The sequence below is a fragment of the Aquirufa sp. OSTEICH-129A genome (genome assembly GCF_054558355.1).
In genome coordinates this window covers 134,110-147,974 of the sequence record NZ_JBPXKC010000001.1, presented here as the reverse complement: position 1 = coordinate 147,974, position 13,865 = coordinate 134,110, and the positions used below count along the sequence as shown (strand labels likewise).

Annotated in this window: 12 protein-coding genes; 2 read left to right on the top strand and 10 right to left on the bottom strand. The window is 39.5% G+C overall.

The features are described 5' to 3' along the window. Positions 1 to 106: 106 nt before the first annotated feature. The 8 genes from SKC36_RS00650 to SKC36_RS00615 form a co-directional block, all read right to left on the bottom strand. Positions 107 to 1,072, bottom strand: a complete 966-nt coding sequence (locus SKC36_RS00650) for an AAA family ATPase (RefSeq protein WP_459463976.1) — start codon at positions 1,070 to 1,072, stop codon at positions 107 to 109. Next, positions 1,072 to 2,430 carry a peptidylprolyl isomerase gene (locus tag SKC36_RS00645; protein WP_459463974.1) on the bottom strand — a complete coding sequence of 453 codons (1,359 nt, stop codon included), beginning with the start codon at positions 2,428 to 2,430 and terminating at the stop codon, positions 1,072 to 1,074. Before SKC36_RS00645 ends, SKC36_RS00650 begins: the two co-directional genes overlap by 1 nt. Before the next feature lie 7 nt (positions 2,431 to 2,437). Continuing rightward, positions 2,438 to 4,693 (bottom strand): peptidylprolyl isomerase, encoded by a 2,256-nt coding sequence (locus SKC36_RS00640; protein ID WP_459452533.1) that lies wholly within the window; start codon positions 4,691 to 4,693, stop codon positions 2,438 to 2,440. Positions 4,694 to 4,781: 88 nt separating this feature from the next. Beyond that, positions 4,782 to 5,459 (bottom strand): hypothetical protein, encoded by a 678-nt coding sequence (locus SKC36_RS00635; RefSeq protein ID WP_459452531.1) that lies wholly within the window; start codon positions 5,457 to 5,459, stop codon positions 4,782 to 4,784. After that, positions 5,456 to 6,505: an agmatine deiminase family protein gene (locus SKC36_RS00630; protein WP_459463972.1), complete on the bottom strand. Its 1,050-nt coding sequence runs from the start codon at positions 6,503 to 6,505 to the stop codon at positions 5,456 to 5,458. Before SKC36_RS00630 ends, SKC36_RS00635 begins: the two co-directional genes overlap by 4 nt. 1 nt (position 6,506) lies before the next feature. After that, positions 6,507 to 7,274, bottom strand: coding sequence for a type III pantothenate kinase (locus SKC36_RS00625; protein WP_459454889.1), 768 nt, complete (start codon positions 7,272 to 7,274; stop codon positions 6,507 to 6,509). A 3-nt stretch (positions 7,275 to 7,277) separates the two neighbouring features. Beyond that, positions 7,278 to 9,209: an NAD(+) synthase gene (nadE, locus tag SKC36_RS00620; protein ID WP_459463970.1), complete on the bottom strand. Its 1,932-nt coding sequence runs from the start codon at positions 9,207 to 9,209 to the stop codon at positions 7,278 to 7,280. 5 nt (positions 9,210 to 9,214) lie between these two features. Further along, positions 9,215 to 9,520: a hypothetical protein gene (locus tag SKC36_RS00615; RefSeq protein WP_459454887.1), complete on the bottom strand. Its 306-nt coding sequence runs from the start codon at positions 9,518 to 9,520 to the stop codon at positions 9,215 to 9,217. A gap of 163 nt (positions 9,521 to 9,683) precedes the next feature. On the opposite strand from SKC36_RS00615, the gene SKC36_RS00610 reads away from it, so the two are divergent. After that, positions 9,684 to 10,268 carry a 7-carboxy-7-deazaguanine synthase QueE gene (locus tag SKC36_RS00610; RefSeq protein WP_459464730.1) on the top strand — a complete coding sequence of 195 codons (585 nt, stop codon included), beginning with the start codon at positions 9,684 to 9,686 and terminating at the stop codon, positions 10,266 to 10,268. A gap of 2 nt (positions 10,269 to 10,270) precedes the next feature. After that, on the top strand, positions 10,271 to 11,524 hold the full coding sequence (locus SKC36_RS00605; RefSeq protein ID WP_459463968.1) for an OmpA family protein: 1,254 nt from the start codon (positions 10,271 to 10,273) through the stop codon (positions 11,522 to 11,524). A 302-nt stretch (positions 11,525 to 11,826) separates the two neighbouring features. Here SKC36_RS00605 and SKC36_RS00600 read toward each other — a convergent pair whose 3' ends face one another. Further along, complete coding sequence (locus SKC36_RS00600; protein WP_459454884.1) at positions 11,827 to 12,324, bottom strand: septal ring lytic transglycosylase RlpA family protein; 498 nt, start codon at positions 12,322 to 12,324, stop codon at positions 11,827 to 11,829. Between the two features lie 104 nt (positions 12,325 to 12,428). Next, positions 12,429 to 13,700, bottom strand: coding sequence for a citrate synthase (locus SKC36_RS00595; RefSeq protein ID WP_459454883.1), 1,272 nt, complete (start codon positions 13,698 to 13,700; stop codon positions 12,429 to 12,431). Positions 13,701 to 13,865 lie beyond the last annotated feature (165 nt).

Here is a 13,865-nt window from a genome sequence, read left to right as displayed (position 1 = left end):
AGTGATTAGGTATATGAATAAACAATACATAATCAATTAATAACTAATACCTAAACCCTAAAACCTAATAACTAATACCTAATAACTAATCATTAAACCCTAATAACTAATCACTAAAGACTATTTTTCTCACCACTTCCGCGGCCGTCAAGCCTTGTGACTCAGCTTTATAGTTTAGTATGATGCGATGCTGAAGAACAGGAACCGCAACTGCCCGAACGTCCTCTACATTAGGAGAAAATCTACCTTGCAATAAAGCACGGCATTTAGCAGCTAAAATTAAGTTTTGTGAGGCTCTCGGGCCTGCACCCCAAGATATATATGAATTGCTTACTTCAGTCGCTAAGGCAGAATTAGGTCGTGTTTGATGCACCCATTTCACGGCTGTTTCCACAACATGATCGGGAACAGGCACGCGTTTTACTAATTTTTGGTATTCCAACAAGGTATGGGCATTCAAAATAGAAGCTGGCAAGGTTTCAGCATTGGATTTCTCTGACATTCTTACCACGGCCACTTCTTCTTCATAGGATGGATAATCCAAGACCAACATGAATAGAAAACGGTCCAACTGCGCCTCAGGAAGTGGATAAGTCCCCTCCTGTTCAATCGGGTTTTGAGTCGCTAATACAAAGAAAGGTTTTGGCAAAGGATAACTCTCTCCTGCTACAGAAACTGTCTCCTCCTGCATGGCTTCCAATAAAGCTGATTGGGTTTTGGGAGGAGTACGGTTGATCTCATCTGCTAAAACAATATTGGAAAAAATTGGACCGCGATTGAACACAAAATTTCGTTGGGAATCCATCACCTCAGCCCCAATTATATCTGAAGGCATTAAATCTGGTGTGAATTGAATCCTCCGAAATTCTAAATCGGTCAGTGCTGCCACCGTATGTACCAAACGGGTTTTAGCCAAACCCGGAACGCCCACCAATAAACAGTGACCTTCACAAAATAAAGAAATCAATAATAAGTCAATGATTTCATCTTGACCCACAATGCGATCAGCAACCGCCGCTTTGATTCGCTGAAAATCCCTAACAAATGATTCGGCTAATTGTACGTCGTTCATTATTCTCCAGTTACACTGCCTGCCAATAAATTACAATCTTTATACTCGTCGTCAATGAAAATGAACACATCATCTTTGGCTTTCATAAACCATTTTTCAACTGCTTGATTCTTCTTACGTGATAAAGCAATCGCAGCAATTTTTTGATAATCATCCTTTAGATTAGCAAAATGAGGCGGGTGCTTGGCTTTGAAATATAAGACACGTACCGCACTTCTTCCATCTTCTGTACGGTAAGGAATCGGAGTAGAAATAGTACCAACTTTCATGGAATCTAAGGAAAAATACAAGCCGGGCTCCATACCGCTATCAAAAGGCATACGGGTAGTGCGCGTACCTGGATCAATCAACATTCCTCCAGCATCTTGCGTAGGTTTATCTTCTGAAAACTCTCTAGCTGCCCGATCAAACTTGATGGAATCTCGTTGAATCAACACACGAATACTATCTAAAAACTTAGTAGGCTCAGTTAAATCTAATTTTTGATAATCAGGACGCAACAAAATATGTCTAGCATGGTACTCCTGACCACGAATCTCTAGCAATTGAATCAAGTGGAAACCAAATTCAGATTCTACCACATCTGACATTGTACCGGGCTTTAATTTTAAAGCGGCAGCTTCAAAGGGAGCCACCATCTGTCCACGTTTAGAAAAACCTAAATCTCCACCGCGCTTACCACTTCCTAAATCCTCCGAATACAATTTCGCTAATTCCTCGAAACTCTCTCCTTTATCTACACGTTTGCGATAATCCAATAGTTTTGCCACAAGCTCATCTTTCTGATTTTTATTTGGCTTAGCCAAACGAACAATATGACCTACTTCCACCTCTGAGGGCAAATAAGGCAAGGAATCGGCCGGGATAGCGGCAAAAAATGCAGCTACCTCTTTCGGTGTAATCTTTACATCGCCTGTTATTTTATCCTGCATTTTACGCCCAGTTAATTGCTCCTTTAGCGAGGTCCGGAGATCTTCCTTTAAATTAACGATGGACTTGCCAAAGGCTTCCACAATGTTTTTTGATGAACCATATTGCGTTTCCATTTGATCCATGCGGGAATTTAATTCCATTTCCACACGTTTATCCTCCACAATCACAGAGTCAATCTCTGCTTTGGCTAACATCAATTTGTTGATGACTAAACCTTCCAATAATTGACAGCGTGTAGGTGTGTTGGCCTGACCGCTCGACAAATACTGCTGGTATTGCTGCTCAACCTCTGATTTTAAAATATAATGATTGTCTACTTTGACAATTATCTTGTCTAATAAAGTCCCTTTACTTGCCTCTTGTGCGACAGCTGCCCAAGACAGCATCAACATCACTCCTCCAAAAATCCAACGATTCAATTTCATAAATTTATTATTGCATTATTTTTTGTAATTCCTCCTGCTGAATAACAATAGGATACTTATTCTTCAATTTCTGAAGCCACTCTTTATCTAGTTGTGCTTGTAAATCACGAATGATACTACTTCTACATTCATCAAAAGTCTTTACACGCTGTTCTTCTACTTTTTTAATCTCAAGATAAACATATCGACCTTCAAATTCCAAATTCTTTTTACCTAGTTGCCAGCTTTGAGCATCTAAAACAGGAATTTCACCTTTTTTGAAAATCCCCTCCGTAGCTTCTAAACTTTTAGGTTTAATCGCATTAAATCGCTTTACCACATCATCCATCGACTGGGAAAAGAGCTTAAAACTTACCCGAGCATTTTTAGCCTTATCCGTTTTAGAGGCAGAAACCAATTTTCCTTCATCCTTTTCAATGAAGCGGACGCCACTTATTCCTTTACTCGCCAAAAACTTGACCACTTGATTTACACGAGCTTCTGACAAACTGTCTTGCTCAGAACCATCTATATGCCCTGTCACTTCCACCACATAGTCCCGATTTTTACTCATCAATAAACCCAATTCTTGCAAAACTTTTTTGGCATTAGCAGTTAATTCAGATTGTCCCAATTTAAATAAAATATCGGGGTAACGCTTATTCATTGGGTAAGGAGCGGACTTGAGCAATTCCATGGCATCTGCCAAAGTTTTGGCATTATCGGAAGAAATCAATTTCACTTCAGCCCTTATAGGCATGGTAAAAAGAGCCATATTCTGCTGATAATAAGCATGTTGACGCAAAGAATCCAAGGATTTCTCAAAGATTTCGCGATCCGTAATTTTACTCAATAAACTACCTTCCAAGAACTCCGCCATTTGCTCCTTAAAAGCAGGATATTTGGTTTCTAAATGCTGCTCCTCTGCTTGCAATGTATGAGAATCAATGAATTCCTCTAGCCAGGTTGCTTCTGAAATGGCAGGCAAATAACCTAGTTCTTTGACCTTTCTGCGCTGCTGAGCCACAATAAACTGGTAGAACTCTTGAATAGTAAAGGACTTATCCAATACTTTAAAAAGCGGAAATTGTAACCATGGCTCATCACCAACCCGGTCACGAGCAAAACGTTCCAAAGCCATTTTCTTTGACTCTTCTAAAACAGCAACTCGATTTTCCACGCGTACACGCTTCATAAATGACTGACGGATTAAAGCACTTCGCTCAGGGTCAGTATTTACTTTTTGACGCAAATACTCGGCCATCTCTTCATAAGAAAGAAGCGGTTTTTTATCCAACAACTTAAATATCTGCCAACCTAAATTAGTACGGATAGGCTCCGAAATATCGCCCAAACGCTGTAAACCAAATAATTTATCTTGAAGCTCCTCACTTAAATCCGATGAATAATACCAACGACGTAATTCTCCACCACGACCTTTGGAATAAGGATCCTCGGAATAATTCCGACACACATCTTCATAGCTTTCACCTTTCTTCAAATAGGCTTCTACCTGCTCAATTTTCTTTTTAGCTTCAACTTGAAAAGGAGTAGCTGCATCTACAGGCACGGAAATGAGTATATGAGCCAATCGAATTTTACCCTGGTTAGGACGTTGTTTCAATATTTTAATCAAATGGTACCCACTTGAAGTTCTTACAGGGGCCGAATATTCCCCCAATGCTAATTCATACACCTTATTCTCAAAGGCATATTGCGTCTGTAAACTGGTGATATAACCTAGATTTCCACCTTTTTTAGCTGTTAAATCATCATCTGAAAAACGCTGTGCTAAGGAAGCAAAATCCTCTCCCGCTTTCAACTTTTTATACAAATTATCGATTTTCTGATAAGCAATTAGGGTGTCACCCGGACTTGGATTAGCAGGTAATTTAACTAGAATATGGGCTACTTGCTTTTCATCCTTCAAACGCTGATATGCCTCCTTTACTAAGGAATTTACTTTTTCATTATCCACTAAGTAGGGACTAGCTAATTCCTTACGGAAACTGGCATATTCCTCTTGAAATCCCGGTGTTTCAGCCAATTTTTCATCCTCAGCCGCAACTAATTTTAGAGATAAATCTAAATAATCTGATAAAAATTTATTCTTATTGTCAGGTTTGATACTGTCACTTTCAATCAAACGACGGTATATCGATGAAAACTGCGCAGAACTGATTTTTTTAGGTCCAATCTGAATAGGAAATCCCTCTTGAGCCAAAGAGCTCGGAAGGGCAAAAAGAAGATATATAGATACTACTAAGTAAAAACGAAAGCGCATAGTTTAGCAATTTTGCTTGTCCAATGGGTTATAAACGTCAACAAGCTTATAAAATTACGAATATTCCCTAAATAAACCCTTTAATTCATCAATCCCTTACGCTTATTTCATAAGAGAAATCATAGTGATAGTCATTGAGCATCTTAGGTCCACTTTTCCATGTTCCTTTTTTGTTCAAACTCGCCACTTGATCCCAAGTAATTTGCATTTCTGAAATCCCCAAGCGATCATTCCCATCCCATTTACTCCATAATTCCATACCTAAACCACTCGCTTTTAATCCCCACATGAACCAGCCAAATGGATGAGTCACGGAAGATAATTCCAATAGAGATACAGGAACTTGCAAAACCCCTCCCCACTGGTTTACTTGTCGCAATACTCGCTTAATTTGTTGATAATCATCTATTTCCCACAAAGTCACTTGAATACCTAAACGTTGACCAGGCTTTAATGAAAGGGACAAGGAAGGAATAGCTTTTAATGAAAGCGCTATACCTTGTTTTACTTTTCCTAGGTAATGCGAGGACTGTTGAATCTGTACCACCTGCTGATTTTCAATGGCCACAATGGAATAAACCAGTAATAATTCATCTGCTTGTGTGATATTCTCTTGAATATTGGTAGCCAAAATTTGATTCAATCGAAACTGTACTTGTTTATTGGGAATAAATTGCTTTTCAGCCTGGGCTGTTTTAACAGGAATGGCCTCTTTTCTACAAGAGAACAAAGTTATAAGTAGAAAATATAGGAGGATTTTTCTCATAAAGCGGCCTTAGGCTCTTGCTGAGTTAAACAATGAAAACTTCCTTGGCCCCAAATAATTTCTCTTGCGGAAAGTCCAATCACAGGTCTATCTGTAAATAATTGAGATAAGATATCCAAAGCCACTGCATCTTGTGGACAATGAAAAATGGGTACTATGACCGCAGCATTACAAATATAGAAATTCGCATAGGAGCCCGGCGCTCTAAATTCATCGATTACCACGGGATCAGGCATAGGGATTTCAACAATTCGCAGGGGACGACCATCCAAAAGCTTCATTTCCTTCAGCTCTTGTAAATTTTGAGCCAACACCGCATGATTATCATCATCCAATTTGGGTTCTATCATGGTGATAACAGTATCTTCATTGACAAAACGTACCGTATCGTCAATATGGCCATCTGTATCGTCACCCACAATGCCATCACTCACCCATAAAACTTGCTCCACACCATAAAAGTCTTTCAGATATTTTTCAATCTGTTCTTGATTCAAATGTGGATTTCGATTGGGATTTAATAAACAAGATCGACTCGTCAAAACAGCACCTTGTCCATTGAATTCTACCGAGCCACCTTCCATGATGATACCTGGACTTTGGAATGTCAAGCCTAAATCTTGAGCGATGGCTTGTGGAATTCTATTGTCCGCATCAAAAGGAGGATATTTACCTCCCCAAGCATTATAGCCCCAATCAATCAATAATCTTTCCGAACTATCCTTCTTTATTAAAAATGCGGGGCCATGGTCACGGCACCAAGCGTCATTGGTCGGTCGAACAAATAACTCAATTTTCTGAGAATCAATCGAATATTTAGGCAATTCACCTAAGATAAAATCAGACAATCTAGCATCATTGACATTGATTCTTACCTTCTCACCTTGGGAAATCGCTTTAATGAGCGCAAAATATTCAGGGTACATCTGCGCCAATTTATCCCCTTGCCAGGAATGATCATTGTGCGGAAATGTAATCCATGTTGCCTCATGTGGATGCCATTCAGCAGGAAAAAAAAAGCCTCTTTCTTTAGGAGTAGATACCATATTAATCCAAGTAATTTTCAGCAATTAAACGTAAGCCATCTAGGGTGATTAATTTATTCACCTCATCAAAATATGATTCCAATGGCGTTAAAATAGAGGATAAACCGCCAGTGGCCAATACTTTGACATGCTGACCTTTTTCATCCTTTACCCGATGAATCATTTCTTTAACCATGCCCACATATCCCCAAAGAATACCCGATTGAATAGCACTAACTGTATCAAAACCTAACGCAGATTGAGGCATTTCGAGGGGTACTTCGGGCAATTGAGCCGTTTGAGAAAATAAGGATTTCACGGCTGTTTTTAAACCGGGAGCAATGGAAACCCCTTCCATTTTTCCTTGGGCATTGACCAAAGTAAATGTTAGTGCTGTTCCAAAATCAACAATCAATACATCAGCTTGGTAAGCATGATGCGCATATACCGAGTTGGCTACCAAATCAGAGCCAATTTCATCCGGTGAAATAATTTCAATAGGAAACTTCTTGTACAATTTGGGCGACATCAAGATAGCTGAAATAGCCAACCAATTCTCTAAGCCCTTTTGTACATGGTATGAAACCGAAGGCACGACGGAGGAAATGATTAACTTTTGCGGTTTTAAAGAACCAATATTTTTCTCCAACCATTCTTGACGAATCCAATTTTCCATCCTTTGCGTTGTCCAAGGCTGGTGGGTGGGTGTCCTTAATATCAATTTCCAATCCCCTTCGGTATAAAATCCAAAGACGATATCTGTATTTCCAATATCTACTACTAAGAGCATGTGTTAGGGTTTAATATCTTTTTCTAATCCAGCGGATAAAATGGGGAATCGAAGCCAAGATTTAGGATCTAGGCTGTAATCATCCACATGGAATCCGGGTGCATAACGCTCTCTTTTCCACTGGTTTCTGGCCCATAATCGAAAGAATCGATTACAAAATTCACGGAGCTGTTCTTTGGTATATTTTTCTCCATAAACCTGAAACAAGTTTTGTAAACAGTCCGCAGGCGATAATTTATCATAAAATGCCCAGCGTTCGATGGCATTTAAAATGGGATAAGGCATTAGGTCTTCCTCATCTACCTGTTTCGAGGTTAATGGCCTTAATTCAGCGCTAGGTTCTAATTGATTGACGTGAGAAAGTCCTTCTAGGCGCAAATTATCCGCTAATCCCATTTTCTCCATCCAAATAAGCCATTCACGAATAAATGTCTTATCAATGCCAGCAATGGGTGAAATAGAACCTGAGGTATCACCATCCATGGTAGCGTATCCCACCGAAGCTTCCGAGCGATTGGAAGTGGCTAGTAATAAGGCATTGTTGATATTGGCAAGCATCCATACGCTTGGGCTTCTCAAACGAGCTTGAACATTTTGCAATGTAATATCATCCTTTTCCCAGGTTAATGTACGCCCAATGGCCTGCTCAATGATTCCTCGATATTCTTTAACCAAAACATCTATATTCCAATCATAATGCGTGCTTCCAATGCATTCAGCGAGTGCTTTAGCCGAGGCCCTGGTATGATCAGAGGAATTTTCTGTCCCCTGATAGGCAGTCGTTAAAATATGTGCTACTAATTCCTGTTCGGATGATACATCCTTCAACCAAGGTATATAGGATAATTTTTCTTTGACTCCCTCCCAGGCTAAATCCTTTATGGCTAATCGTATGGCCAAAAAGCATAAAGCTGAAATAGCGGAAGAATCTGCGCCGCCAGAAAGGGAAATAACCCAACCAAAAGATTTAGATTTTCTGAGGTAATCCCAAAGTGCCAAACCTAGGGCTCTGGCAAATTCTTCTTCTTTTAGATAAGGGGATTTTTCCCAAGAAGCAGCTTTAAAAGAAGGATACGAGTTTTTTTCCTCAGAAATAGGGATGTATGCCTGGATTATATCCTCATCGAATTGATTGTATTCTTGTACCTCCACTGCTGCTACAATCAATTGTCCGTCTTGAAAACTAAAACGAGATGATTCCGCAACAATTTGTCCCTTATCTACAATATAAGCATCCCCATCAAAAATGGTTCTACCCGATTCATTTCCTAATAAATTGGCAAATACATAAGCTCCACCGATGATTTGAGAACCCTCTTGGGCTAAACCTTGACGAATTTTAGATTTACCAAAAGCAAAATGGGAAGCGGTAGGACTACAAATGACGGAAACACCCCGATGTGCTAGAGCATGAGCTGGCCTTCGAGCGCCTTCCCAAGCATCCTGACAAATTTCAATGCCGATGGTTAAACCATGAAGCCCAATGCGGTAATCACCAATGGGGATTTGGCCTAAACTAGTGGATATGATAGCTCTTTTTGAGGCAGGCCAAGGACTAAACCATCGGGTTTCGTAATGAACACCGTCATTGGCTAAGTGTTGCTTAGGGATAAGTGCCACCAATTTACCATGTACTAAGCAAGCCGCTACATTGTACAAAGTCCCTTCAAAATATAAAGGTAAGCCTAGCCACACCAGTATTCCCTGGGTATAGGGTAAGATTTCAGTTAAAGATTCCCAAGCTTTCTCAGAGGTAAATGCACTTAAAAATTGGTCTTCACAGCCATATGCACTTATGCAAAGCTCTGGCAAACAAAGTATGTCCGCTTTTTGCTCTTGTGCTTGTTTAATGATAGTAATGATTCGGGCTTGATTACCCTTCCAATCCAAGGGTAGTTGGTTCAAAACCCCGGCAGCTAGTGCAATTTTAGGCATATGGTTTAACGGGGTTTCTTGGAACTAACACGATCAGCTGGTTTATAAAATTGATACCAGGCTCTTTTCTTTGTAGGCTTATTAGGTCCTATGGTCGCGTAGTTGGAGGTTCTCACATGATTGTAACGAGGAGTCCACATCCAAGAAAATGCTTCTCTAGGCCGATAATAACTTTCTCCGTGACGGTGCTCTACCCGTACACGACATGTCTCTCTAGGACAGCGCGCTGACCAACAAGAACTCATTCCTACGGTCAGGAAGGTTCCTATAAAAAACATCCAAAAAAAACGGAATGTTTGATTCTTGATCATTTTAAGAGAAAAATAAAAAATCGATCCTATTTAATAGAACGATTTCTTATTAGTTAAATTACAAATCAAAGCTTAATTTTACTTAGAATTTCTGCCTTGCATGCAATCAAACACCAAAGATATAAAATCAGATGTAAAAAGAGATGCTTTTACGTATCCCGTGATGGAATCTTTTTACACGATCCAAGGCGAAGGTAAATTTCAAGGACATGCTGCCTATTTCATTCGACTCGGGGGCTGCGATGTGGGTTGCCATTGGTGTGATGTAAAAGAATCTTGGCCCATTGACACCCATCCCATCAAAACAGTGGCCAATTTAGTACAAGAAGCCTCAGCTTATCCTGGAAGGATTGCCGTCATTACTGGAGGTGAACCTTTGATGCATGATCTGAATCCCTTAACAGAAGCATTGCAAGAAGCTGGTTTTCGAACCCATATAGAAACATCGGGAGTAGGTAAAAAAATAACGGGGATTTGGGATTGGGTATGTTTTTCTCCCAAGAAATTTAAGGAACCTAATCCTGATATTTTTCCTTTGGTTGATGAACTTAAAGTGGTCATATTTCATCCATCGGACATTGCTTGGTCTCAAACATGGATAGAAAAATTACCCACAAAAAGTCTTTGGCTCATGCAGCCCGAATGGTCGAAACAAGCCGACATGAATCCATTAATCGTTGATTTTGTCAAAGAAAATCCACGTTGGCAAATTTCTGTTCAGACCCATAAGTTCTTACAAATCCCATAAGCATGCTAGCGGCTTTGTTCCTTTCATTCAGTTTATGGGGATTTCCCCAGGATAGTCTGAAATCATCCCCTATTGTTGAACTCAACCTTCAAAAAGCTCAGTATTTCCCCCATTATTCTTCTGTCAGAAAAGAAATCTATTTTACGACACGAGCAGATCGGGCTGATGAAGAATTGCAAGTAGCCACTTGGGATGGGGAAAAATTCATCAATCCGCAGGCTTTGAGCAGTATCAACCAAGAAAGTAACGACGGCACAGCAAGTTTGTCCAAGGATGGAAATACGATGATTTTCTCGGGCTGTGAATACCGTAATAGTTTTGGGGGCTGTGATTTATATGAGAGTAATTGGATGAATGGAAACTGGTCTAAACCTAGAAATTTAGGAATCTTGATAAATTCCCACGACTGGGAGGGACAACCATGCCTAAGTGCAGATGGTCAAAAACTCTATTTTTCATCCGACAGGCCAGGAGGTATTGGAAAAAGAGATATTTGGATGAGTGAAAAAGATGCGCAAGGTCGTTGGAAAATGGCCATTAATCTAGGTCCTCAAATCAATAGCCCAGCTGATGAACAAGGTCCCTATTGGCTGGAAGTGAATGAAGTTCTGCTATTTTCAAGTGATAAAAAAGGAGGAAAAGGAGGTTTGGATTTTTATCAAAGCACAATGGAAAATAAGCAATGGCTAGCGGCCAAAAATATAATGGAATTAAATACGCCAGACAATGAAGCAGGTATCTGCCAGGGAGTAAATAGTTTAGAATATTTTATTTCCAGAAATAAGCCAGGCCAAGCCATTGAAGAAGAGCTCCATCGGATATTCATTCCCAATAGCTATTGGTTGCCCAAAAAGACAAGTCCAAAAGCAGAAGTAAAGCTTGAGGTCAAGACTGAACCAAGTAAAATCAATTTTCAAGAAGTCAGTTTTGATGATATACAATTCGCCACGAATCAATGGGCTATCCCCACTCCTATTCCTGAAAGTTTACACAAACTTGTAAAATTCTTGCATGAAAATCCACAGCAAAAAATAGAAATCAGGGGACATACCGATGAAATTGGTCTAGCTAAATCTAATCAAGTGCTCTCTGAAAAAAGGGCTAATTCCATCAAAAGCTATTTAATCAGTCAAGGTATTTTAGCTGATAAAATCCAAACCAAAGGAATGAGTTTCTTAAAGCCCAAAGTAGCCAATAATCAAGCAGAAGCCCGAAAATGGAATCGTAGAATTGAGATTGTGCTTTTAAATGAATAGTTGGTAATTAGGGGTTAGGGGTTAGGGGTTAGGGGTTAGGGATTAGGGATTAGGGATTAAGGATTAGGGATTAAGGATTAAGGATTAGGGATTAGGGGTAAGGGATTAGGGGTAAGGGATTAGAGATTAGGAGTTTTAGACCTACTATACTTTTTAACTGAAAAAACACCAAACCCTAAACACTAAACACTAAATCCTAAACCCTAAACACTAAACCCTAAACACTAAACACTAAATCCTAAACACTAAACACTAAACCCTAAACATCAAAGCCTAAACACTAAACTCTAAACACTAAACACTTATTTTTTTTTCTTCTTTTTCTTCTTTTTAGACTTCTTGGCCTTTTTAACATACACCGTGTAAGGATGCTCTTTTAAAATAAGGCTGTCGCGCTTTTGTAAAAAAGTCAAAAGTGTATCACGTAAATCCGCCTCATCTAATGGGCGTATGTGAACAGGAGCGATTCCAGCACCAACTATCCCTAACTCTTTCGCAGCGCTAAAAGACACATCTATCAATAAGCGTTTTTGATGTGGGCCACGGTCATTCACCCGTACATACGACTTACTACCAGATTTGATATTACTTACTTCTAACCAAGTACCCATGGGGAATTTTCGATGAGCAGCAGTGAACAAATAAGAATTATACCTTTCGCCACTATAGGTCTTTTTACCACTTAAATTCTTGTGATAATAAGAAGCTTTTCCTTGTTGAATTTGAGCTAAAATCCCTTGGTTTACCATCCCCAAAAAAAGGAGCACCAAGAGGAAATAGCGCTTGAATTGTAATGTCATGCATTCCATTTAAGCTTGCAAATTAGCCCTAATACCTCATTAAACCAAAAAAGCCCTTCTTTCGAAGGGCTTTTAGCTTGTTAAAAATTGTTAGACCATTTAGCCTATCGTTGATTAATCTCAACAAATGCACGGCTAGTTGCGCCAGTATAAATTTGTCTTGGACGACCAATTGGCTCCTTGTTAGCACGCATTTCTTTCCATTGAGCAATCCAACCTGGAAGACGTCCAATAGCAAACATTACAGTAAACATATTGGTTGGAATACCCAAGGCACGGTAAATAATACCTGAGTAAAAGTCTACATTAGGATAAAGCTTTCTAGCTACAAAATATTCATCACTTAAGGCTGCTTCTTCCAAACGTGCTGCGATGGCTAAAACGGGATCATTAACACCCAAAGCTGTTAATACGTCATCAGCTGCTTTTTTAATGATTTTCGCACGTGGATCAAAGTTTTTGTACACACGGTGCCCAAAACCCATCAAACGGAAACCTGAATTTTTATCTTTTGCCATGGCAATGTACTTATCTGTATCACCTCCATCGGCTTTTATGGCTTCCAACATTTCAATAACCTCTTGGTTAGCACCCCCGTGAAGTGGTCCCCAAAGTGCATTAATTCCTGCTGAAATAGACGCAAAAAGATTCGCATGAGATGATCCTACCAAACGAACGGTAGAAGTAGAGCAGTTTTGCTCATGGTCAGCGTGTAAAATCAATAATTTATTTAATGCTTTCGATACCACAGCATCAGCTGTATATTTTTCTCCCGGCTTGGCAAACATCATTTGCAAGAAAGTAGAGCAATAATCTACCGTTGTATCCGGCTGAATGATTCCTTCACCTAGGGATTTTTTATAGGACCAAGTAGCCATTACGGGCAATTGAGCCATTAATCTCAACACACTCTTCTCATCGTCACCTTTTTCTTCTGTTGAATAAAAAGCGGACATAGCTCCAACCAAGGCCGCAATGGTGCACATAGGATGTGAACTTACTGGAAAGCCCTCAGAAATCTTTAGTAAATCTTGATTTACTACCGTGTAAGACTGGATTTCAGCAGAAAAAGCATCCAATTGAGCTTGAGTGGGTAATTCCTCATGAATAAGCAAATAAGCCACCTCTAAAAACGAAGCTTTGTCAGCTAATTCTTCAATGCTGTAACCTCGGTAACGCAAGATCCCTTCTTCGCCATCCAAATAAGTAATTGAACTTTTAGTAACTCCAGTATTTTTGAAGCCTGGATCAAACGTAATGTAACCAGTCAAATCACGCAATTTAGCGATATCGATGGCCTTTTCGTTCTCTGTACCCTCCAGAGTAGGCAAATCAAAGGATTTCCCTTCGAGGTTAATTGTAGCCGGTTGAGACATAATTTTTTATAAGCTTAACTTTGGTATGATTTTAAAAATTGAAGAAGCTTTTTGCTCCAAGCAAAATTCAAGCCTCTAAGATAATACGTAATTTTGAAAGGTTAATTACCTTTATGAATCCAAAAAAAATAAATTTATTTAACACAATTTTTTCTTTCTATATTT